Below are 25,387 nucleotides of genomic sequence, written 5' to 3' on the forward strand. Positions count from 1 at the left end.
AGAATGAATGCGATGAAAATTGGTCGTTTATTTAGGATAACGGTACTTTTATTTGTTGTGGCTTCCGCAAGCTCTGTTTGCTACGGTTACTCGGAGGGTTGGATTAACCTCAAGTCCTACGGTGTACTTTCTACCAATTCGGGAGCTGTCAATCGAGATCATTTGCAAAAAGCCATTGATGAAGCAAGCCAAAACGGCGGAACGCTGTTTTTGGAACCTTCGGCAGACGGATATGAAATAGCATCGGGGGTAGTTCTGAAGGAAAACGTATTCCTGAGGGGAGGGAGTCCGGTTTCTCCCCGCGGTTCCAAACACCCTGAACGCATGGCTCCTGTAGGCAGCTTAATTCGCATTACGGATCATAAACATCCCTTTATTTCGGTGCAATCTGCAACCGCGATTTCCAACATTCAGTTTTGGTATCCCGAACAGACGCACGCCGATGCGGAAGCGATTCACGTATATCCTCCTACCATCACATTAGATAGGTCCGGCCGGGTTGAGGGTGTGACCCTATCGGCATTAACCTTTTACGGAGAATATGAAACAATGGACTTCCGTGCGACAGCCGACAAACATTGTGAACTGTTGCTTATAAGGGATTGTTACGGTTATCCACTCAGCGGACAGTTCATTACGATCGATTATTGCTACGATATCCCCCGGATATTGGACTGCCACGTAAATCCGGCAATCATGCGCAGTTTTGACCGCACATATGGCAAAGCAATGGTGGATGCGGTGATCCGAAACCAAACGTATGCCTACCAGATAGACCATACGGACAATGCGCAACTGATCGATGTATTTACATTCGGCACCTATGGAGGGATACTGCTTGGTGCCGAATCATATGGTCAACTGACCAACTTTAACTTCGATTGCGTAACCATCGGTATCCATAAACTAGGAGCGAATACCTTTAATCGGAACTGGATGGTGGCACAGGGTTCGATAATCGCCAATACAGGCGAGGATATTCAGTCTATCCATCCAATCCTGGTGGAAGGGAGTGGGCATTTATCACTCAGCAATGTGGAGGCATTTTCCGGCCATAACCCGGCGCTGACAACGGTGGGGAAGTCATATGGATATCTAATGGTGCGCGATGCGGGTGAGCTGACGATTTCGATTTCAGGGGCTCGGATGGCCAATTATATAGCGGATAATCCAATTGCTAAAGTTAATTCAGATCAGGCGGTTATAACCGTAGCAACGTCATTTGACAAGAAGAATAACGTGTTATCAGGTACCTTTTAGGCTGCCGGATAAACCAAAGATGGATTTATATACTAATGAATATGAACAATGCATGGAAATTAATTGCTCAACAGGCCATTAGATGTATGTTGATGCTATTGGGGAGCGTTTTCCTGGTAAACCAGGTGGCGGCTGCGGAACAGGGGGTAACCTATAGACAGGAACAGGTAAATGTAGTCGGTACGGTGCGGTCAGGAAGCGAACCCTTGGTGGGTGTATCGGTATCTTCTGCCGCTAATCCCAGCCTGGGAGTGTCTACGGATGACAAGGGAAGTTATCAGGTTTTGGTGAACACGAACGATACCCTGATTTTTTCGTTCGTAGGCTATGCCCAGCAACGCATCGCAGTAAACGGAAGAACCCGCGTGGATGTCGAATTGTTGCCACTGGACCAACAACTCGAAGAAATCGTCGTAGTAGGTTACGGAACCCAAAAGCGGGCGAATCTGACGGGCGCGATCAGCACGATCCAGGCAGAGGAAATCCAGACCACCACGCACTCCAGCCTTGCACAGAAGTTGCAGGGGAAAGTACCGGGGCTGCAGATCCGTCAGAACACAGGTGGCCCCGGCGATTTTGATGCGATGATCAACATCCGGGGGTTCGGCTCGCCATTGTATGTGATCGATGGTATCGTACGGGACGGTGGGAGCGAGTTTCAACGATTGAACCCGGATGACATAGCGAGTATTTCCGTGCTGAAAGATGCATCGGCTGCTATCTATGGCGTAAATGCCGCAAATGGGGTTATTATCGTGACTACCAAAAAAGGGAACAAAGGCAAAACCCAGTTCCAATATAATGTGGTGGTTGGCATGCAGTCGCCAACAGATATGCCGGAAATTGCTAATGCGGCACAATGGATGGAAATGCGGAACGATGCGGCGGTGAATGCGGGACTCCCACCTTATATTTCAAAGGAAGAACTCGAAAAATACCAACAGGGACTGCCTGGTTACGAAAGTACCAACTGGTACGACGAAACCATGAAGCCCTGGGCCGGCCAGCAGCAACACACCCTATCTGCACAGGGGGGATCTGAAAAGATAAGCTATTTTTCCAGCTTTGGATTTTTAAGAGACAACGGCTTACTGAAATCGAATGCGATTGACTACGATCGCTATACTTTCCGTACAAATTTAACTGCGGATGTGACCAAAAACCTGACTGCATCGGTCGAAGTATCCGGCCGGTATGATCGGAAAGATGGTGCTGGCTATAGTATTTTTGACATCATCCGCGGTACCATATCGGCACTGCCGACTAATAAACCCTACCTGAATGGCAACACCGATTACCCCACTCATATTACCGACGGACAGAGCTCCAATCCAGTGGCGATCTCGGATCCTAATATTTCAGGATACACGCAGGACGTGAATAAGCAGTTTCAATCTGCCGTAACGCTTACCTACAAAGTTCCCTTTGTAGAAGGATTGCAATTGAAGGGGCTTGCCTCCTACGATGGGAACAGTTATCTGAATAAAGCGTTGACCAAAAGTTATAAGCTGTATGCGTACGACGAAGCTGCAGATGCGTACAATGCCGTTACGCTGCGGCATCCGACCGTATTGGGTAACGGGTATTCGGATATGAACAGGGTCAGTCTGCAAGCCCATGTTATTTATAATACGGTGTTGGCCGATAGCCACAATATCGGTGCTACCGTAGTATACGAAGAACGGAACGGTTGGACCCGGTCTTCCGGGCTCTCCCGAGAGTTCCAATACTTTACAAACGATCAGATCGATATGGGCGATCAAAACAATCAGCGTACCAGCGGCATGGAAAGCCAATGGGGTAATCGGTCATTCATTGGTAGGTTTACCTATGATTACATGGGCAAATACCTCTTTGAGGCGGCGGCCCGGTATGATGGCTCGTATCGTTACCACCCGGATAGGCGCTGGGGCCTGTTCCCGGTCGTTTCAGCCGGATGGCGGATTTCGGAAGAACCGTTTTTCAAAGATAATGTGTCTTTTGTTTCCAACCTGAAGGTGCGCGGCTCGTACGGATTGGTGGGTGAAGATGCAGGCGATCCGTTTCAGTATTTTCCCGGTTTTACCACGAGCGGAGGAGGTGGCTACGAGTTTTCAAACGGCAGCTACGTTTCCGGTGTCGCTGCTCCGAGCATTGTGAATGAGCAACTTACTTGGTTTGAATCGAGTATCAAGGATATCGGTGTCGATTTGGGCCTGTTTGACGGTCAGTTAAATTTGGAGTTCGATGTGTATCAGCGTGATCGTAGCGGATTGTTAGCGGTCCGAAATGTCTCGTTGCCGAATACATTCGGCGGAACCTTACCCCAGGAGAACCTGAATAGCGATCGCACACGTGGATTGGAGTTTGCATTTGGATACGCAAAGGCAATCGGTGATTTCCGGTTTAATGTTAGCGGAAATTTCAACTTTGCCCGCACCATGAATGTGTATGTAGAACGTGGGCCATTTGTCAATAGCATGGACAGGTGGCGGAACGGGCAGGCCAACCGGTGGAGCGACGTAGTATGGATGTATGACATGATCGGGCAATTCCAGTCTGAAGAGGAATTGCTGTATGCGCCCATTCAAAACGGAGAACTGGGTAACAGCCGCGAAATGGTCGGCGACTTTCAATACCGGGATGTGAATGGTGATGGAATAATTGATGGTGAGGATGTGCTGCCGCTTGCCTGGGGTGGAAATCCAAAAATGTTTTATGGGTTGACATTGGGCGCTAATTGGAAAGGGTTTGACCTAAACATGCTATGGCAGGGATCGGGTAACTATTCCGTGCGGTTTACCCATGCATATGCAGAAACGTTTTGGGGAGATGGCAATTTGCCGGCTTATTTCTACGACCGTTGGCATCTTTCGGATCCTTATGATCCCAGTAGCGAATGGATACCCGGTAAGTGGCCGGCTACGCGTCGCATATCCGATATCGGAGCGATGTACAACGAGAGCTCGGTTTGGCGCCGGGATGCATCATACCTTCGCCTGAAGAGTTTGGAGCTTGGGTATTCCATTAACCAACAGGTGCTTCAACGCGTGGGGCTGCAGGGGCTACGGATCTATGTGAATGGGTATAACCTGTGGACCATAACCGATCCATTTGTAAAAGCATTCGATCCGGAGCAGATCGAAGGTGCCCTGAACACCGGTTGGGTCTATCCATTGAGCAGGAGTTTTAACGTAGGGGCTAACTTGACTTTTTAATCCGCAGAAACATGAAAACACGTATTTTTAATATACTATTGCTTTCGGTCATCTTCTTTTCCGGTTGCAGGGATGTGCTGGATCTACGACCGTTGGACAAACTGGATGGTGAAACGCTGTTTGCGACGCCGGAAGGGGTGAGGGTGTACCTCGCCAACTTATACGGGCAGCTACCCATCGAAGATTTTTCATTCGGACGCCTGGGATTCAATACAGCTAACCAAAATACCGGAGGTATTGCCCCGGCTACGCAGACCGACGATGCAGCAAATTCGGAATTCAGCCACCTATTGGATGGCGGAGGCAATTATCAATGGTGGGACCCGGGCTATAAGCTGATCCGGGATATCAATCTCCTGCTGGAGACCATACCAACGGTGTCTTCGCTAAGTGATGCGGATAAGGCTACGTTATTGAGTGAAGGACATTTCCTTCGGGCTTTTACCTATTTTGCGTTGGTGAAGCGTTACGGTGGCGTTCCGTTGATTACCAGTGTTCAGCAATATACGCCCGACGTAGAGAGTCTGAAAGTGCCGAGAAGTACTGAAAAAGATACCTGGGACTTTGTATTGGCGGAGTGCGATGCAGCCATTGAATCTTTACCGGCTTCAAGGACAGAAGATAACCGCAGGGCGACAAAATGGGTAGCTTATGCCTTGAAATCACGCGCTGCACTTCATGCTGCCTCGTTGGCCAAATATTGGTCGAAGGCACCCCTCTCTGGGCCCGCTGTATCCCAAGGCCTTGTCGGACTGGAATCATCGCTGGCCAATCACTATTACGAAATATGTATTGAAGCGTCGCGTAAAATCATGGACGAAGGCGGTTTTTCCTTGCACAAACCGACACCTGCCTCTCCCGAAGAGGCCACTGCCAATTACATGGAGCTTTTCCAGAATCCGAACGGTGCTACCGGCGAAGTAATTTTTATCAAGGGATATACCAACCCAGGTTCATCCGGGCACAGCTATGATTTTTGGTTCAATCCGAACCAAACATCCGATGGCGCGCCACACCCGGGGCGGATGAATCCGACACTTGATTTTGTTGACTTGTATGAAAGTTACAGCAATCCGGGGCACAGCACGCCGATTGTTACGACCACGGATGGGAATGTAACGGATTACAACGGATTTAATGCCAATAAGACCTACCTGCGGTTTGATACTCCATACGATATTTTTAAAGATAAGGATGCCCGGTTGTGGGCAACGGTGGTATTGCCTGGTACAGAGTGGAAAGGTAAAACCATTGTTATCCAAGGTGGTTATATCCAACCGGACGGTACGCCGAAGATCGAGACGAAAGATCAAATTACGGTAAACGGTGCGACTTACTACACCTATGGCGCTGCCGATTGGACGAACTATTCCGGATTTGAAGTATACCTGGGGAATATGACACGTACCGGATTCAGCTTCAAGAAATTTCTGTCGCCCAATCCGGTGCCGCCTAATCTTACCTATTCAACGACGGATTGGATCGAATTCCGCTATGCGGAAATACTGCTGAATTATGCCGAAGCAGTGGTGGAAAGCAATTATACCGCCAATGGTGCACAAGCGGCTGCCAAAGATGCGATCAATGCCATCCGCCGACGTGCGGGGCACACGGTAGCTATTGAATTGAACCTAGAAAATGTACTGCGTGAACGCCGCGTGGAACTTGCCTTTGAAAATAAGCGCTACTGGGACCTGGTCCGCAGACGGGATTATCACGAGAAATTCAATAACACCATCCGCAAGGCCTTGGTGCCCGTGCTGGATCTCCGGGTTAGTCCGGCAAAGTACATTTTTATCCGGAAGAACCTTTCACGTGAAAACCCACTGACATTCCCGACGAATTTTTACTACGTAAGCATTCCCGGAATCGGCGCTAATGGTTTGGTTCAAAATCCGCAGTACTAACGATTAATTGAAATGAAGATGAGACAGATAAAACCTGCCATGTTAGCGGCTATCGCAAAAGGCGGTAAAAATACAGGTTCCATGAGGCATTTAAAAACAAATTATGTGCGAATGAAGCGGTTGTTGGCTATCGTAGCATGGGCTGTATTGGCCAGTGCCTGCGAATTGGATAACTACGATGCGCCCAATGCGCAGCTTTCAGGAAATATCATTGATGCAGAAACCAACGAGTTGGTACAGCAGGATATCATCCGGGGCACGACCATCAAACTCATTGAACACGGTTATGACCCGGTTCAGCCACAATACCTGCGTGTTAAAAACGACGGTACCTATGCCAATACGCTGCTGTTTGCCAATACGTATACAATACAACCCGAGCTGCGGAATTTCGTCCAGGTAGAGGAGCAGGAAATACAGATTGGAAGCGATACGAAACTGGATTTTCGTGTTCAGCCCTATATTCGCGTGAAGGAAGCCTCGATTGTAAAAGAAGGGACCAAAATCGTGGCGACGTTCAAATTGCAACAAACGGTACCCGAAGTGGTGAGCCGCATTGGGCTATACGCCGATGCAGAGCCAATTGTAGGGGAGCCCATACGGGACGTAGCCGCAGAAGTACAATTAGGCAGAACGGTTGACGAGGATGAGACGTTTACCCTTGTCATTGACGCAGCAGACAACCGGGCAGTACTGAAATCCGGAAACCAATACTTCTTCAGGGTTGGTGCATTGATCAATGTGCCGGAAGCAAAGTTTAACTATGCACCCGCGGTCGCGATAACCGTCGATTAAGTTAACTGCGATGCGTTTCATTACCATAGTTGGGATTATCGTCGGATTCATGGGATGCAGCTTGTCATATGGACAGACCACTGCGTCGTCCAATCCGATCGCTGTATTCGACCTGGCATATACACTGGAGGGTACCTGGGATGATCCCCAGGAGGTGAAACAGGCCTGGGATCATGCCCATACATTGGCTACACTGCAGGGATTGGTCAACAGGAAGTCTCCACGGTTATATACGTATTTTGTTAAGAACGGGAAACACGACATCGATCGGTATTGGTGGGATAAATACCGTGCAGCGGGACAGTGGCTGGCGGGAAAAGACACGGTAGTCTATCCGGATATCCGTTCCTTGGTTAAGGCGTTCAGAACGGATATTGAGGGGGTGGTTGTGTATGACCCGGCCGTGCCTGCTACCAGTAACGTAGCATCTGCGGTTGCGGGTGCAGACCGACTGATTGCGGTACGCTACGATTCCGATGAAGGAAGCCTCTATCAGCAGTTGGTAACATCCGGGCCGCGGTTACCTGTAAAAGTCTGGCTGGTGAAAAAAGATGGAAAGTCGCTTTTCACGGGTTCTGGACAGATACCGGGTACCTCCCGGCAGTCAAGTGGTTCAGCAAAGAATGATGCATACCGATGGTTTATCGAACATTACCTCAAAAAGGGTAAATGTAACACCGCATTTGGTGCCTATTACATCGACCAGCATTGGATGACCCAGCCGAAGCGGATAAACCGCAATCACCATACGCTGTCCAACCACGACTACTTTGTCAGTAAAAATGCCTTTTTCTTTGACCTCAGTCCCTGGGCGGACGAACCCGCTACGGACGACCCCCAACAACGGCCGGGTACCGACCTGGAAACACTGAAAGAGTTCTTGCTGCTCGCTTATCAGCAAAATGACAATGGAAATACGTTTACCCATATCGGCGGATTCCCGCCATGGGCGTTCAAGTACACGCAGCATGCAGGTGGAAAGCATGATGATGTGCCCACGGAATGGGAGTATTCGCGGATCATCAGTGCCTATAATGCGTTTAAGGATGCGGATGCCATTGGCTACGGCGCATTGGCCAACGCGTCGTTTTGGCAACACTATCCGTTAAAAGACAGTTACCCACAGCAGCAGGTCACCGATGCGGAGCTGGTGGAGCGCGGTTACCTCACCACAGATGGTAAGCTGGTGGAAAACGGAAAAGAATACCTGGTGTTCTACGTGGGCGACTACGATGCGGCTTCCTGGTTATCGCAGACCACCCCGACACTGTGGGACGATCCCAATCGGGGGAAGGTACCCCTGATGTGGTGTATCAGCCCGGTGCTTGCCCAGCGTGTGCCCATGGCCATGGAATACCGGAGATTATCGGCAACTGCAAACGATTATTTTGCGGCGGCAGATAACGGCGCGGGATACCTGATGCCGGGTATGCTGCAGGTACCACGCGACGTATCCGGCTTGCCCGACGCAACCGGGCAGTGGGCGGAACATAATATCCCTTATTACAAGCAATGGGGCCTTTCCATTACGGGGTTTGTCATCGATGGGGAAGCGCCCGGTTTGAATGAAGCGGGATTGGATGCATACGAACGATTCAGCCCGGATGGCATCGTGCCGCAGAAAGTGCCGTTGACGCTGTTGCACGGTGAGATGCCCGTACTCCGTTCGGACGAGGATGTGAATCAGGAAGATCCCGCAGTCGCTGCACAGATCATCGTCAACCGGGTAGACAAACGCCCCCTGCGTTTTCACTGGTTCCGCAACATCCTGAAATCACCGACCTGGTATGTGCAGGTAGTGGATGAAATCCATAAACGCAATCCAGCGATCGAGCTTTTGGATGGGCCTACTTTTTTTGCCTTATACCGTAAGTACTTGGAAAACACGCCTGATGCAGCCAAAGGGCTGTGGCCGGACAACTAATAAAAAGGGAGTTTAGCATGAGGATTATGAATTTTAATCAGTTGATGTGCGCGTTGTTTATGCTGTGCTATGGGATGTTAGTTGCATCCTGTGAACCGGCAGACAGTTCCAATAAACTGTATACGTACACATTAAGCGGAGATACCACGGCAGATGCCTATGATGAGGCGGTGACGGTGGCTTGTATTCAGGGAATATTGAATCGGGATGCGACGCAGCTCTATTTGCTTTCCGAGACGTATGATCGGCCGGCATATTGGCTCGATACTTTATCTGCATCGGGTAAATGGTTGGAAAAAAAGGAACGTACGCCAGTGGCTACGTTGGATGAGTTGGTTTCGCTGGCAGGCAAACAGATCAAAGGTGCCATCATCTGGGATCCGGAAGTGCCGGCATCCCTGAATGTAGCCACTACATTGGCGGGGTTGGAAGACGGAATCGTCATGAGCCCCAAACAGGCGGACCTGTACTTGGCTAACTGGAAATTACCCATTATCAAAGATTTCAGGGGGATGTTTACCGGAAATGAAACCGGAAGTAAAAAAAATGATGCCTACCGTTGGGCCATCCGGGAATTTTTGGAAACGGGCCGATGCGACCCTCATTGGCTATGCCTCTATGAAGATGCCTATATGACCCGAAAAAAAGGAGATGTCAGCTATGTCGTCACCCGGGATTGGCCGGTCCGCAACAAATCCTTTGTCTACGATCTTTCGCCTTGGGGCGACGAGACACCGCTGGATGACCCCGACCAACGGCTCGGGACCGACCTCGAAACCTATCAATTGATGCTGGAAGCCGTGCAGAAACTGACAAAAGGCGAGCAGATGACCGAAGTGGCCGGCTTTTTCTCGTTTCCGAAGTACAGCAACATTCCCGGATACGAAAGCAAGCACGACCCGGTACCAACGGAATGGGAAACGGTTTACCTCATATCGCCCTATAACTGCTACCAGAATACGGTTGCCCACCTATGTTTCAATCAGTCTCTCCATGCCCAGGCACCGGTGGGCGAGCTAAAGCAGGGGCGGCCTGAACAGAAAGAGCCGGAAGCGGGGAAAACGTACCTCTGCATCCTGATGGCGGACTACGATTCCGCTACACCGCTCTATGATTTTCTACCCAAGCATTGGAACGATCCTGCACGAGGTGAAATTCCGCTGGCATGGGGTATTAATCCCAATTTGATTGAAACCTATCCGGATGTCATTCAGCATTTTTATAACACGAAGAGCGCCAACGACTTTTTTACGGCCGATGCAAGTGCTGCGGGTTATATGAACCCCAATCGGATCGATTCAGCTTCTCTTCCCCTGTTTATCGAGCATAATAAGCGGTTTTACAACCGCTTGGATATGTCACTCTCACCCATGGTATTGGATTGGGATGAACCAACTGATGCGGTGAAGGACGCATTTACACAGTTTTCCGGTGATGGGTTCGCTACGATTGTAATTGACTTTCACGATACCGGTGGAAAAGTACCCGAACCGCATGTTTGGGAGGGAATGCCGGTGATGGAGTTGATCAATTCGGCTTGTAACTTCTCCACGCCCCAGCAAACAGCGAAAGAGATGTCGATGGAAATACCTGCCACCAGTAAGGGAAGCGAGTCCACATTCTATTTTTTCCGTATCGTGTGGACGAGCCCCAGTCAGGTGATCGCAGCGTTAAACGAACTGCGGAAGTTAAGACCGGAACTGGATATCGAAGTGGTTGATCCGTATAATTTTTTCCACTTATATAAATCTACCAAAGGTTAGGGAAAATAGGTGAAATCAATAAGCGAATCATAACGACTAATTATAAATTCATGAAACCTGCTCTGTCAACGCCTGACAAAAGGCGATAAAATGTAGGTTCCATGAGGCCATTAAAAATTTAATTATTTTCGAATGAAACCATACATCTGCATTTTCGTAAAGTGCATCGTCGCCTTTTTCGTGGTGTTTCACATCGCGCCTGCCCAGCCGCAGGCGGCTGCCAGTCAGAATCCCGTGGATTGGGTAAATCCATTAATGGGAACGGACTCGAAGTTCGAATTGTCTAACGGAAACCAATATCCGGTCATTGCCCTGCCCTGGGGAATGAATTTCTGGTCGCCGCAAACGGGGAAAATGGGTAATGGGTGGCTGTATCAATATTCGGCAGATAAGATCCGGGGGATCAAGCAGACCCATCAGGCCAGTGTATGGATCGGGGATTATGGCCAGTTTTCATTGATGCCCGTTACAGGTTCACTGAAGGTGGATGAGGAGGAGCGCGCCAGTTGGTTTTCACATAAGGCGGAAGTAGTCAAACCGCATTATTACAGCGTTTACCTTGCCGACCACGACGTAACCGCCGAAGTGACACCCACAGAACGGGCCTCAAAATTCCGTTTTACGTATCCCGAAACGGATAGTGCGTACCTCGTCATCGATGCGTTTGACAATGGATCATTCATCCAGATCATTCCCGAAGAACGTAAGGTGATCGGTTATACCACGAAAAACAGTGGCGGGGTACCGGAAAATTTCAGGAATTATTTCGTTTTGACATTCGATAAACCGTTTACCTACGCGGCTACCTATGACAGCATCCAGAAACAATCCGGGTTGGAATTTACCGGGAATCATGCCATCGGCGTAATCGCTTTTCAAACCAAACGCGGAGAAAAAATAGAAGCAAGTGTCGCCTCTTCGTTCATCAGTCACGAACAGGCCGAACAAAACCTCGCCGAGCTTGGCGACGATGGATTCGACGCGATTAAGGCCAAGGGAGAAGCAATATGGAACAAAGAGCTGGGTCGCATTGCCGTAACAGGAGGCACGGATGCGCAATTGCGTACATTTTACTCCTGCCTGTACCGCGTATTGCTTTACCCACGTAAGTTCTACGAATACGATGCCGATGGAAACAGGATACATTACAGCCCGTATAACGGGCAGGTTTTACCGGGTTATCTCTTTACCGACAATGGATTCTGGGATACCTTCCGGGCCGTGTTCCCCTTTTTCAGCCTGATGTACCCCAGCCTGACGGGTCAGATCATGGAGGGCTTGGTGAACACCTATAAAGAGAGTGGTTGGCTGCCCGAATGGGCGAGCCCTGGCCACCGGGAAAGCATGATCGGCTCCAATTCGGCCTCCGTCGTGGCCGAAGCGTACCTGAAGGGTGCCCGGGGATTTGATATCAACACCTTGTATGAAGCCCTGTTAAAGAACAGTGAAAATGAAGGGCCGTTATCCTCGGTGGGCCGCCGCGGAGTGAACTATTATAACGAATTGGGCTATGTGCCCTATGACGTAGGTATCAATGAAAACGCGGCACGGACGTTGGAATATGCCTATGACGATTTTGCAATTTATAGGTTGGCGAAAGCATTGGGTCGGCCCGCGAACGAGATCGATCGGTTTGCTAAACGGGCCAACAATTATAAAAACCTGTTTGACCCGACCTCAGGTTTAATGCGTGGAAAAAATAAGGATGGTAAGTTCCAAGCACCATTCAATCCATTCAAATGGGGAGACGCTTTTACGGAAGGCAACAGTTGGCATTATAGCTGGTCCGTTTTTCATGATGTCCAAGGGTTAATCGATCTGATGGGCGGAAAGGATAATTTCACGGCTAAGCTGGATTCGGTATTCACCCTGCCACCGGTGTATGACGAGAGCTACTACGGAATCGTGATCCATGAAATACGCGAGATGCAGGTCATGAACATGGGACAATATGCCCACGGCAACCAACCGATTCAGCACATGACGTACCTGTACAACTTTGCGGGCCAGCCCTGGAAGAGCCAATATTGGGTAAGGGAGGTGATGGACCGGTTGTATCATCCCGGCCCCGATGGATATTGCGGAGACGAGGACAACGGACAGACGTCCGCGTGGTATGTGTTTTCGGCGCTGGGCTTCTATCCCGTTTGCCCTGCGATGGATCAATACGTGATCGGCTCGCCGCTTTTTGAAACCGCGACCTTGATGCTCGAAAATGGGAATCATTTGATTATCAGCGCTTCCGAAAATAAAGCTGCCAACCGGTTTATCCACGGTGCCAAACTTAATGGTAAGCCCTATACGAAAAATTGGATCAGCCATTCGGATGTGATCAACGGTGCTACATTGGAGCTGAACATGGCGGACAAGCCGAACAAAAACCGGGGTATAGATGAGGCGGACTTTCCGTTCTCATTGTCCAAAGATGAACAATAAAAGCCAGTTTAAGATAACCAATTAAAAACCAAATGATGAAAAAGTTACTGTTTGCAATGGGGTGCGTTGCCATGATCGGTTGCTCGCGCCAGGAGTCGGAGCTGGAGTTGAATACAGACAGCCTCGATGTGCCCGACCGTCTGGAAACAACGCTTGCGATGCTTCCAAACGGACCGGTGAAAATTCGATTTACGGTCACCGGAAAATATGTGGGTATTCTAAATAGTTATAACGGCGCTGAGGCACTGAAAAACGGCGTGGGGACGCATGAGGTATATGATATCGCCGATGCCGGGGGAGGCTATGTGGGACTCATATCCCGAAAAAATGGTCAGTTTCTTCAAGCCGCTGCTACCGGTAGCCACTACCTTTACGCCAATGGCGGAAGTACCTGTGACAGCGACTGGGAAAAATTCCTGGTAGAAGATGGGATAGGGGGCGGATTCGCTTTCAAATGTAAAGCGAACAACAAATATTTGAACGTAGAAAACATACCTAACATGCCGATCCGCGCCTTTGCTGATGCAATAAATACGTGGGAAACGTTTGAGGTAAAACAGGTCGTGGATATGTGGCAGGCGGTTACCGCTTTCGCGGATAATTTTCCCACGAAGAGCAAATTTCAGGGAGCAGGTCCGCTAACCGATTGGATTAAATATACCGACGAGAAGCGAAACGGCACGTATTTGTGGCAATTCGAATTGTTTGGTACGGATAGCCGTTATCCAAATAATGAACATCCCGTATGGAATCCGTATAGCTTAATGTGGATTGGAGATTGGGAAGTGTTGGTATCGTATGGTACGCAGCCCAAATACAGTCCAGTAGACAATCCGGCGTCTGCATGGACAATTCCGCGCTGTGTGAGATACCTGGAGCCTGTCGCTTCGGTATCGCCCTCCCTGACACGCAACCGTTATACACTTAATCTTTCAAGTTGCGTGAAAACAAGCGTCGCGACTCCTAGTGAATATGGTTCGAACTCAACAGCTTATGTGCTCGATCTAAGTAATGTGGGTTCGCAGGAAAATATGGGTTCACGTTGGGTCATCAACCTACACTACCGGGATGGATCGGAATACTTCGTCTATGACCTCGGGCCTGCTGTTGGCGTCTTTGCCCCCAAATACGGGATTGTCGGCTATGACAATGGATCGGGTGTTTGGGAACATTATACGAACATCCAGAACCAACCCGCTCACGACGATATTTATTGCCTGTCAGGCGTGGGAGATTAAGACAGGCAAAACTATCATACCAAATTATATATAGCATTATGAATCGATTTTTATGTGTTTTTTTTCTGCTTTTCCTGTTTCAGAAAGCAGCATTCAGCGCCCAGAATCAACAAGAACAGGTGGAGGTCGTCGGTACGGTTTCGGCCAGTGACGGCACACCCCTATCGGGTGTATCGGTAACCCCCTTATTGTATCCCAACAGCAGGGCAGCTACGGGTACGGATGGGCAATACCGCATCCATACTGTCCAAAATGATACGCTGCTTTTCACATTTGTAGGGTACCAGCCCTTGAAGGTACCGGTCGCGGGAAGGAATCAGATCAATGTGGTACTGGAAGGGGCAGATACCTTTATGGATGAGGTGGTTGTTGTTGCCTATGGCGAACAAAAGAAGGTAAGCCTTACGGGAGCGATTTCCTCAGTAGCTACGAAAGAGTTGCGGCAAAGCCCTGTGGCGAACCTCAGTAATGCGCTTGCAGGTAGGTTGCCGGGCTTGGTGGCCTTTCAGCCCAGCGGTGAGCCGGGTAACGACCTTTCTCAGTTATTCATCCGCGGTGTGTCGACCTTTAATAATGCAGCACCATTGGTTGTGGTCGACGGTGTTTTGGGACGTGATTTCGCACAATTAGACCCTAACGAAGTAGAAAGCATCAGTATTCTGAAAGATGCGTCGTCAACGGCGGTGTACGGTGTGAGGGGCGCAAATGGCGTCATATTGGTAACTACCCGGAGGGGAAAGTCCGGAAGACCCCAGATATCCTTTTCGTCCGAACTGGGGTATCAAAGCCCCATCCGATTACCCCAGTTTCTCGATTCATATAATTACGCGCTTTTATACAATGAAGCGCTGAAGAATGATAACCTGCCGGAAAAATTCAGTGCCCAGGATCTGGAATACTATCGGATCGGTGCTGATCCCTATCTCTATCCGAATACCGACTGGTTTGGGGAATTTCTAAAACCCTATACTCCCATGACCCGGGCGAATCTAAACATCAGCGGAGGAGGGGATAAAGTGCGGTATTTTGTTTCCGCCAGTGCTTTGACACAGGATGGCATCTATAACTTTACAAAGTTGAATGAGTACGATTCCAATGCAAAATTCAATCGGTATAATTTTCGATCTAACATCGATATTGATCTCACGAAAAATTTCACGGTGGGATTGGATTTGGCGGGCCGTGTGGAGAACCGCAATTACCCTGGCCGGGATACGTGGCTGATATTTACCATTCTGAATCGCATCCCACCTACCTATCCGATCACAAATGCGGACGGGTCGCTTGCTGGCGATGGGCTTAATCCGGAAAATCCCATGGGGCTTATTGCCTATGGCGGATACCGTGACTACTACGGAAATTTCCTGCAAGGGACGTATCGCATGAGCCATAAACTGAACTTTGTTACAGAGGGTCTTTCAGCCAGGGCCGCCTTCGCATTTGACGGGGCGTTTGACTACAACATCAGCGCAAGCCGGGGCTATGCCGTCTATCAGTTGCGGGAAGACGGCGGATACAATCAATTTGGCAACGACACCGAATTGGGAATAGGCAAGGGATACGCTTACAACCGTACCGTCAATTTTGAGGCTGCTCTCGATTACAACAGACGATTCGGTGACCACCTGGTTTCGGGGCTGTTCTTATATAATCAGAACCGGCGGGTAGAGCATGCCGATAGCTATAATATTCCCTTTTCATATGTCGGCTATGTAGGGCGGTTTACGTATTCATATCAAGACCGGTTGTTCGGAGAAATCAACGTTGGGTACAATGGATCGGAACAGTTTCCCAAAGGGAGCCGATTCGGATTTTTCCCTTCGGTTTCCGCGGGCTGGGTGATCTCGGAAGAGGGATTTTTCGACAAGGATGCCGGGACGGTGAATTTCCTGAAGCTCAGGGCGTCGTATGGTGAAGTGGGGAACGATCGGTTGGGAGCCCGGAGATTCCTGTATCAACAAACCTTTCAGGGAGCAGGAGGTTATCGGTTCGGTAACGGTCAGGTAGGTTACGGCGGGATAGCGGAAGGACCGTTGGCGAATGAAGACATTACGTGGGAACGTGCGAGAAAACTCAACGTCGGGTTGGAATTGGGATTATGGGACGATCAGTTGTTTCTAACGGCAGATGCTTTTCACGAACGCCGCGATAATATTTTAACTACCCGGGGAACGGTATCTGCCATTGTGGGCAGATCCGGAGGCGACCTGCCACCGGTTAATATCGGTGTGGTTCAGAACCGGGGGTTGGATATGGAACTGACCTATCGGAATCCAGCAAGTAAAAAGGTGAATTACAGCGTTAGCGGAAACCTGACGTTTGCGCGTAACAAAGTACTGTTCATGGATGAAGAGCACCGTGAGTTTGACTATCAATATCGTACAGGACAGCGTGTGGGACAGCCTTTCGGTTTGGTGGCTATCGGCTTTTTTGAGTCGTATGAAGACATCGCAAACAGCCCTCCGCATACCTTCGTGACCCAGGAGTCCCTGCGGCCGGGTGATATTAAGTACAAAGATATCAACAACGACGGCGTCATTGATGCAAACGATGAAATGCCCATCGGGTACAACACCGGAATACCGGAGCTGATGTTCGGATTGTCATCCCGGGTTTCGTACGGTGGTTTTGATTTCAGTGTGTTATTTCAGGGAGCTTCCCACTCGTCCGTCTTTATGGATAACTTCCCGATCTGGGAGTTCCGGGGAGGCGGGGCCGGTAAAGTTAACGAATGGCACCTCGAACGCTGGACACCCGAAACAGCCGCTACGGCAACGTATCCGCGGCTATCCAGCACAGATAACCCCAATAACCACCGGCTATCTACGTTCTGGATGCGTCCGCGTAATTATGTACGCCTGAAGAATATTGAGCTGGGGTATTCATTTGGGGCCTCTGCCTTGAAAACCATCAAAATTCAAAAGGTACGGTTCTATGTTAATGCATATAACCTGTTTACGTGGGACAAGGCTGAAATTGTTGATCCCGAAGCGCCGGCATGGGCGGGAAATGACAACTATCCACAACAGCGTGTCATAAACGGTGGTATTACACTTGATTTTTAAGGCCGACTAACAAATGATAAACATGAAAAGATTTTTGAATTGCCTGTTGTTACTTGTGCTGGCAACCGGCTGCGAAAAAAGTATATTGGACAGGCAGCCTAATGACCAGATGACGGAAGCTGCTGCCTTTGAAGACCTCCTGGTAACCGAGAAATTTTTGAATAACGTTTATGCCGAATTGTATGGAAGTCTCTATAACCGGACGCCCAATTATCTGTTGGCCGGGACTACAGACGATGCAGATGCGGCAAATTTAACGACAGGTGGCTATCAATTCAACATCGGATCGCTGAGCCCAACGGGCAATCCATTGGGTGATTATTGGAGCATTTACTATGCCGCAATCCGGAAAGCCAACATATTCCTTAAAAATATCGATAATGTACCCGGCGACGGAGCGATAAAACAGCGTATGAAGGGGGAAGCCTTGTTTCTTAAAGCGTTCTTCTATCAGCAATTGTTTAAGTTTTACGGACCCTTCATTATTGTAGATCAGGTACTGAGTGTAAACGATGACCTGGCGCTGCCACGCAACACGGTAAGTGAATGTGCTTCGTACATCACAGGTCTGGCGGATGAGGCCGCCAAACTGCTTCCGGTAGCACATGAGTCCAGCCAATTGGGACGGGCTACGAAAGGGGCAGCACTTGCATTGAAAGCGGAAGCATTGTTGTTTTTTGCGAGTCCGTTATATAACCCCACCAACGAGGTACAGCGCTGGGTGGATGCGGCGGATGCCGCTGAAGCCATCCTGACCGGGAGCGATTTTAATTACGAACTTTATAACAATTACCAGAACTTGTTTTTGGTAAACAATAACTCCGAAGTGATCTATGCCTATATGGCAAGTGCCAGCACCAACGCGATGGAGGCAGCGAATGGTCCGTCAGGTTATGGCGGATGGAGCGGTACGTCCCCTACCCAGGAACTGGTTGACGCCTACGAAATGGTCAATGGTATGGCACCGTTGAATCCCGATGGGTCGGTCAACCCTTTATCGGGCTACGATCCGGCAAAACCTTATGAGAACAGGGATCCCCGGTTCTATGCAAGTATCCTGTATAACGGTGCACCGTGGCAAGGCCGTGCGATTGAATCGTTCGTTGGTGGGGCGGACGGCATCTCCATTGGTACGCACACGAGAAGCCAAACCGGTTATTTTTTAAAGAAGTTTTTGGATGAATCGCTTGTCGTTAACAGTTCCCAACGGCGGGCTGCCACCTGGATTTTATTCCGCCTAGGCACGGTGATGCTGGATTTTGCCGAAAGCCGCAATGAAGCAAGCGGCCCCGACGCCGATGTCTATGCAGCAGTCAACGCCATCCGTGCGCGGGCTAATATGCCCGAATTGCCGGAAGGCCTTACTCAGGATGAAATGCGCGAACGCATCCGGCACGAACGCCGTATCGAGCTAGCGTTTGAGGATAACCGCTTTTGGGATGTACGACGTTGGAAAATTGGTATTGAAACGTTCGGAAAGCCGATTCATGGAATGCGCATTACACGGGTAGGCGACGCCTTGAACTATGAACGTGTTCAGGTCAGATCACGGGTATTTGATGATAGGAGACATTTTTTCCCCATCCCCCAATCGGAGATAAATAAAAATTCAAATCTGGAACAGAATGCGGGCTGGTAAACAAAACGAACGTAAAATGAAAGCAATGGTTTATAAATGGCTGACAAGCCGCTACCTCTTAATGATGGTGGTGGCGCTGGTGTGGGCAGGATGTAAAGAGACGGAAAAGATGGCTCCCTGTGAATCTGATTTTTTCTATGACGGTTCACCCTTCAGGCAGGGGGAAGCTGAAACACTTCTGCCTAGCTACAATTCGGGAGCGGAGATTCCCGGGGTTTTCAGTGCACCGCAAGGATTGGTATTGAAAGATACCTTGACGGGTGAAATTGATTTGGCAGCGAGTGCTCCCGGTGCTTATGCCGTGCGGAAAACAATGATTGGCAATCCTACCTGCGGCAATCGGATTATGCTGGCATATCTGTCAATATTGCCTCCACCCAGCTTACTGAGCAACGCCGACCAGGCCGATGGCTGGGGTTGGGCTGGGAATGGATTTGTTGACGGGGAGGACAAGAAAGAAGGGCAAGCGTCTATAAAAACAACGGCAGACGGCGGAGGGAACCTGTTGCTGCTACAGCACAATGTGCCAACCCCCTTAAATACGCGGGTAAGTAAAGAGCTGGGTGAACTGCACCTGTGGTTTTATATTTCAGATCCGTCGCAATTTGATCAGGGTGCCGAGATTGGCCAATTTGAGCTCTCCAGTTCCGGCGAGCCAGACAAGAACGAGCTCACGTGGCCCATTGTCATGAACGGTATGGGGCTAAGTGCCGGTTGGAATGAATTGGTGTTTAAGTTCAAGGATGCGTCGGTGACGGGAGGTGATCCCAACCTATCGGCAATCAATTTCTTCCGGGTGTACCTCTTCGCGAAAGGGGATGCAACCTATCCCATTACCATCGGACTGGATGATCTAAAAATATTGGCAGCAGAATAATTTGAAAGAAAAATGAGCTTCATGAATTGGTTTGGGGTCATCGTGTGTGTGGCGTTGTTTTCTTGTACGGCGAAAGTTGGTGCGGAACACACAGATAAACCCGAAGACGAACAAACGAATGAAAAACCGGTCTGGAAAATCGAGAACGGCAAGTTTTACCGTGACGGCGAATGGGTGTTTTTAAAAATTGCCAAGCCTCTCCGTAATTTTGCGGATGGCAATGCGGTGCAGCAATTGATTAATGACCTGGATAAATTAAAGTCTAAACATTACAACGTAATCGAGATCAATTGTTATTGGCATCATTTTGATCACGATGGCGACGGTGTTCCCGACGTGTCGCTGGAGCCATTGAATCGGTTGATCAATACGATCTATACCAAAGGGATGATCCCCTGCTTGTCGGTAGAGACGTATGCGGTAGGAGGAGGGCAAATGCCGGCAGGATTTTGGGATCGATTCCCGGATGCCGATGCCATCAATGACCAGGGAAAAACAGTGACAGACACCGAGTACGGGTTTGGGTCGAGGGTGGTGTCCATTTTTCACGATGGTTACCGGGAAGCAGCCAGAACGTTTATCAAAGAACTCACTGCTGGGGTCGACTATGAAAAAATAGGTTATTTTGAGACCACCGTGGAGCCGCAGTACATGGGAACCATCAATCTGTGTTTCAGTGCGCATGCGAAACACGCATACGATGCATGGTTAACTGAAAATAAGATTACCGATCCCGCTGCAAAAATGCCGGAAGCATTCCCGATCCCACAATCATTCGTAAATAACCTATACTGGAATAAATTCAGGGCACAATTTCTAGCCGGATGGGTGAATGGGGATGCTGCGGCCTTCCGCGAGGTGGCAGGACCGAATGCATATATTGCCGTAGACTACCTCGATGCCGACGAAGATACCATGATGAAGCGAAACGGTAATCCGGAGGAATTTTTGGCTCATCTAACTGCCCCGAATATCATTCAGGTAAATTGGAGCTGGTTCTTTCCGGAAAACCATCCGAATCAGAAGGCCTATGACCGGGTACATCATGCGAACGATACCTACCATCGGAATTGGGCAATTACTGAGCATATGACGTTCAATGGAAGCGATTTTAATCACTTTAGTGATGAAGAGCTTCGGGAGATTTTACGTAATACATTGAAACAGGGGACACGTTTCGGTTGGGAGTTTGTATCGATCGATAATGCTACAAACGGAAGTTTTAGTTTGTACAACGATGATTGGTCGCCAAAGAGAGTGATGGGCATTGTCGATCTCCACTGGGATGATTGGCTAGCCTATATACGTGAAATAGAGGCACAATAATGGTGTATTGTCTTGTATATACAAGTTGAATTACTATATTTGCGTTAAATGCAGTTGTGAGGAGGGACCAAAATTATGATTCAAGCTAGGTTAATCCATATACTCGTAAGTCGATTCCGGAAGTGGATGGCGGTATGGGCAATCGGTTCGGTGGTCTTTTTGCTGGCGACATGTGACACCGCCACCGAAACAGGTGGGACTACTGCCGGTTTGCCGGATGTTGTGGATTATAATTTTCATATCCGGCCGATATTATCTGATAAGTGTTTCGCCTGCCACGGCCCGGATAACAATACGCGGGAGGCAGGGCTCCGGCTGGATACAAAAGAAGGAGCTTATCAGGCTTTGTCTGAGAATCCGGGTATGTATGCCATCGTGCCCGGCAAACCGGAGGAGAGCGCAGTTTACCACCGGTTGGTTACCGACGATGAAACGTATCGTATGCCTCCGGTTTCGTCAAACCTGACGCTGACCGACAGGGAAATTAACTTGATTACACGTTGGATTGAACAGGGTGCCGAATATAAACCACATTGGGCATTTACGCCTCCTGTAAAGGCCGAAGTTCCGCAGGATGACGGCAATGGATGGGCAAGGAATGAGATTGATCGTTTCGTTCTCCAACGGATGAAATCGGAAGGGTTAAAGCCTAACCCTGTTGCTGAAAAGCACCATTTGCTGCGCCGGGTAAGCCTGGACATAACGGGATTGCCGCCGTCGCCCGCCCAGATCGAACGTTTTCTGGCCGATGATTCGCCGGAGGCGTATGAAAAGATGGTGGATGAACTATTGGCATCCGATGCCTACGGCGAGCGAATGGCATTGCACTGGCTGGATGTAGCACGTTATGCGGACTCTTACGGCTATCAGGATGACGACATCCGTACCCAGTGGCCCTGGCGCGATTGGGTGATTCACGCATTCAACGAGAACATGCCGTACGACAGGTTTATTACCTGGCAATTGGCCGGCGATCTGCTGCCCGACGCATCGAAGGAACAGATATTGGCCACTGCTTTTAACAGGAATCATAAAATTACCGAAGAAGGTGGCGTAATCGATGAGGAATACCGGGTTGCCTATACCATCGACAAAACCAACACCTATTCAAAAGGTATCTTGGGCATCACCATGGAGTGTGCGCAATGCCACGATCATAAATACGATCCCTTTTCGCAGAAGAATTATTATAGTTTATTTGCCTTTTTCAACAACACATTGGAAAATGGGTTAGAAGGATTGGTGAATTCCGGTCCGTCTAAGACGCCCCGGTTAACGATTACCCAGGATGACCTGAACGGCATACTTAATTTTATCAATAAATGGGATGATCAGGAACAGGTTTCGGTATCGGTAATGGGTGAACGTGACGAGGTGCGGCCCACATTCCTCTTAGACCGGGGTGTATACGACGCGCCCAAGGAACGTGTCTTCCCCGGAACACCGGAGTCTGTACTTGATTTTGACAGTACCCGGTATGCACCGAACCGGCTGGGCTTAGCGCAGTGGACGTTCAGTAAAGACAATCCACTGACGGCACGTGTGTTCGTCAACCAGTTGTGGGCACTGTTTTTCGGCAACGGACTGGTATCCACCATCGCCGACTTCGGCAATCAGGGTACGCTGCCCACACATCCTGAATTGCTCGATTGGATGGCCGTCGATTTTCAGGAAAACGGTTGGGATATCAAACGATTGGTTAAGCAGTTTGTCATGAGCGCCACGTATCGGCAGTCGTCTCAGATAACGGATCAACACCGGAAACGGGATCCGGATAACCGCTACTATGCGCGTGCCGCCCGGATCCGATTACCCGCTGAAATGATCCGCGATCAGGTACTGGCAAGCAGCGGCCTGCTGAACCGGACCATCGGCGGCCCAAGTATTAAGCCCTATCAACCGGACGGAATATGGGAAATTACCAGCCCGGGAAGGGGGGCGTTGGCGCACTATGTACAGGACCACGGCGATGCCTTGTACAGACGGGGTATTTATGTGTTCTTTAAAGTAACGCTGCCTCCGCCCAGCATGCTTATTTTCGACTCAAGCAACCGGGATATGTGCGAAGTAACCCGGCAGCGCACCAATACACCCTTACAGGCGTTGGTTATGCTGAATGATCCGACGGTCTTGGAAGGTGCCCGTGTATTTGCGGGCGAATTATTGGCCGAGCAAGCCGATGCTTCGCCGGACACGTGGATACAAACGGCGTTTAAGCGGATTTTGTGTCGGGATGCAACGGAAGGGGAGCTGGAAGTATTGCAGCAGTATTACGAAGAAGAACAGCAGCGCTTCCGGCAGGATTCCGGTGAAGCGGATAAATTCCTGCAAGTAGGGGAAGCGCCGCTCAGGGAAGACATTCCCGCCGTTGAATATGCGGCATTGATGGCAGTGATTCATGCGATCTATAACCTGGAAGAAGCTACAACACGAGTATAGGACCATAAAAACGCTGAGCAATGGAAAAGAAAAACGTGCCTTCCATGGAAAAGGAAATTTTAAATGCTAAACTGTTTCAAAACCGGCGGCAGTTTCTGTCGAGTTTAAGTATCGGCATAGGCAGTGCAGCGCTGGGCTCGCTGTTGATGCCTGGTTTGTTTTCCGGTGGGAAGAGCGGGCAGGATGCATTGGCAAAAGCAATACCCCATTTTGCTCCCAAAGCAAAACGTGTCATCTATCTGTTCCAATCCGGCGGTGTGTCGCAACTGGAATCATTCGATTACAAACCGAAATTAAGGGAAATGCTCGGGCAGGACTTACCTGAATCGGTACGCGGAGGACAGCGCCTCACCGGAATGACGTCCGGTCAGGCTTCCTTCCCTTTAGTGGGATCCTATTTTGATTTTGCGCAATATGGCGAAAGCAGGGCCTGGGTAAGTAGCCTCTTCCCGCACACCGCCAAGATTGTAGACGACCTCTGTATTGTAAAGTCGATGCATACGGATGCCATAAACCACGATCCTGCCATTACTTTTTTTCAAACGGGAGCACAGCAGGGCAACCGGCCGAGCATGGGTGCCTGGCTGAGCTATGGCCTGGGCAGCGAAAATGAAAACCTCCCCGCATTTTGTGTATTGATATCAAAGGGAAAAGGTGATAACCAGGGGATTTATTCGAAATTATGGACAAACGGGTTTCTCGACTCAGTTCATCAGGGAGTCCAATTCATGGGCGGCCCGAACCCGGTATTGTATTTGAATAATCCCGAAGGCACAGATAAGGTAAGCCGGCGGAATCTGCTCGATAAGCTGGGGAAATTGAACGCCATGCAGTTTGAAGTGTTCGGTGATGCCGAGATTACCGCTAAGGTGCAGCAGTATGAAATGGCCTACCGGATGCAGACTTCTGTGCCGGAAGTAACGGATGTATCGAAAGAACCGGATCATATCGTAAAAATGTATGGGTCCGAATGCCTGGTGCCGGGAACCTATGCAGCAAATTGTTTGCTGGCAAGGAAGTTATCGGAGAGCGGTGTCCGCTTCGTCCAGCTTTATCATCAGGGGTGGGACCAGCATGGGGGGCTTCCGGGCATGATGGCCCTGCAGGCGAAAGATGTTGATCAGGCTTCTGCCGCGTTGGTGACCGACTTGAAGCAACGGGGATTGCTCGACGAGACCTTGGTAATATGGGGCGGTGAATTCGGTCGGACAAATTACTGCCAGGGACACCTCGAGTTTAACAACTACGGGCGCGATCACCATCCGCGCAGTTTCAGCATTTGGATGGCGGGCGGTGGCGTGAAACCGGGCCTGGTATACGGAGAGACCGATGAATTCGGCTATAACATCGTAAAAGATCCGGTGCATGTGCATGATTTCCATGCAACGGTACTCCATTTGCTGGGGCTGGATCACGAACGATTAACCTATCAACACCTGGGAAGAAGGTATCGGCTCACGGATGTCGCAGGCAATGTGGTAAAAAGTATTATTGCTTAGTTTTCCAGCCGTAAATTCTAAT

At 49.5% G+C, this 25,387-nt stretch carries 14 protein-coding genes; all 14 read left to right on the forward strand.

From position 1 onward, the window contains the following. The first annotated feature begins 3 nt into the window (after window positions 1-3). The 14 genes from IEX60_RS01865 to IEX60_RS01930 all read left to right on the forward strand — a co-directional run bounded on the left by IEX60_RS01865 (window position 4) and on the right by IEX60_RS01930 (window position 25,365). Window positions 4-1,260 (forward strand): hypothetical protein, encoded by a 1,257-nt coding sequence (locus IEX60_RS01865; RefSeq protein WP_188746799.1) that lies wholly within the window; start codon window positions 4-6, stop codon window positions 1,258-1,260. 35 nt (window positions 1,261-1,295) lie between these two features. Beyond that, the gene (locus IEX60_RS01870) at window positions 1,296-4,457 is read left to right on the forward strand and encodes a SusC/RagA family TonB-linked outer membrane protein (RefSeq protein WP_188746800.1); all 3,162 of its coding nucleotides are present in this window, start codon (window positions 1,296-1,298) and stop codon (window positions 4,455-4,457) included. 11 nt (window positions 4,458-4,468) lie between these two features. Then, window positions 4,469-6,364: a RagB/SusD family nutrient uptake outer membrane protein gene (locus IEX60_RS01875; protein WP_188746801.1), complete on the forward strand. Its 1,896-nt coding sequence runs from the start codon at window positions 4,469-4,471 to the stop codon at window positions 6,362-6,364. A gap of 18 nt (window positions 6,365-6,382) precedes the next feature. After that, a complete protein-coding gene (locus IEX60_RS01880) occupies window positions 6,383-7,159 on the forward strand; it encodes a DUF3823 domain-containing protein (RefSeq protein ID WP_229717355.1) in 777 nt (258 codons plus the stop codon). A 10-nt stretch (window positions 7,160-7,169) separates the two neighbouring features. Continuing rightward, window positions 7,170-9,083 carry a GxGYxYP domain-containing protein gene (locus IEX60_RS01885; protein ID WP_229717356.1) on the forward strand — a complete coding sequence of 638 codons (1,914 nt, stop codon included), beginning with the start codon at window positions 7,170-7,172 and terminating at the stop codon, window positions 9,081-9,083. Window positions 9,084-9,100: 17 nt separating this feature from the next. Further along, a complete protein-coding gene (locus IEX60_RS01890; RefSeq protein WP_188746802.1) occupies window positions 9,101-10,846 on the forward strand; it encodes a GxGYxYP domain-containing protein in 1,746 nt (581 codons plus the stop codon). Window positions 10,847-10,978: 132 nt separating this feature from the next. Then, window positions 10,979-13,282, forward strand: coding sequence for a GH92 family glycosyl hydrolase (locus IEX60_RS01895; protein WP_188746803.1), 2,304 nt, complete (start codon window positions 10,979-10,981; stop codon window positions 13,280-13,282). Between the two features lie 32 nt (window positions 13,283-13,314). After that, complete coding sequence (locus IEX60_RS01900) at window positions 13,315-14,520, forward strand: fascin domain-containing protein (RefSeq protein ID WP_188746804.1); 1,206 nt, start codon at window positions 13,315-13,317, stop codon at window positions 14,518-14,520. A 38-nt stretch (window positions 14,521-14,558) separates the two neighbouring features. Next, window positions 14,559-17,585: a SusC/RagA family TonB-linked outer membrane protein gene (locus IEX60_RS01905; protein WP_188746806.1), complete on the forward strand. Its 3,027-nt coding sequence runs from the start codon at window positions 14,559-14,561 to the stop codon at window positions 17,583-17,585. Between the two features lie 22 nt (window positions 17,586-17,607). After that, window positions 17,608-19,224, forward strand: a complete 1,617-nt coding sequence (locus IEX60_RS01910; protein WP_188746808.1) for a RagB/SusD family nutrient uptake outer membrane protein — start codon at window positions 17,608-17,610, stop codon at window positions 19,222-19,224. A gap of 16 nt (window positions 19,225-19,240) precedes the next feature. Then, window positions 19,241-20,101: a hypothetical protein gene (locus IEX60_RS01915; protein WP_188746809.1), complete on the forward strand. Its 861-nt coding sequence runs from the start codon at window positions 19,241-19,243 to the stop codon at window positions 20,099-20,101. A gap of 21 nt (window positions 20,102-20,122) precedes the next feature. Then, a complete protein-coding gene (locus IEX60_RS01920; RefSeq protein ID WP_188746811.1) occupies window positions 20,123-21,427 on the forward strand; it encodes a hypothetical protein in 1,305 nt (434 codons plus the stop codon). Window positions 21,428-21,502: 75 nt separating this feature from the next. Then, on the forward strand, window positions 21,503-23,866 hold the full coding sequence (locus IEX60_RS01925) for a PSD1 and planctomycete cytochrome C domain-containing protein (RefSeq protein WP_229717357.1): 2,364 nt from the start codon (window positions 21,503-21,505) through the stop codon (window positions 23,864-23,866). A 20-nt stretch (window positions 23,867-23,886) separates the two neighbouring features. After that, window positions 23,887-25,365 (forward strand): DUF1501 domain-containing protein, encoded by a 1,479-nt coding sequence (locus tag IEX60_RS01930; protein WP_229717358.1) that lies wholly within the window; start codon window positions 23,887-23,889, stop codon window positions 25,363-25,365. Window positions 25,366-25,387 lie beyond the last annotated feature (22 nt).

Source organism: Parapedobacter defluvii, assembly GCF_014642075.1.
In the GTDB taxonomy this organism is placed as follows: Bacteria; Bacteroidota; Bacteroidia; order Sphingobacteriales; family Sphingobacteriaceae; genus Parapedobacter; species Parapedobacter defluvii.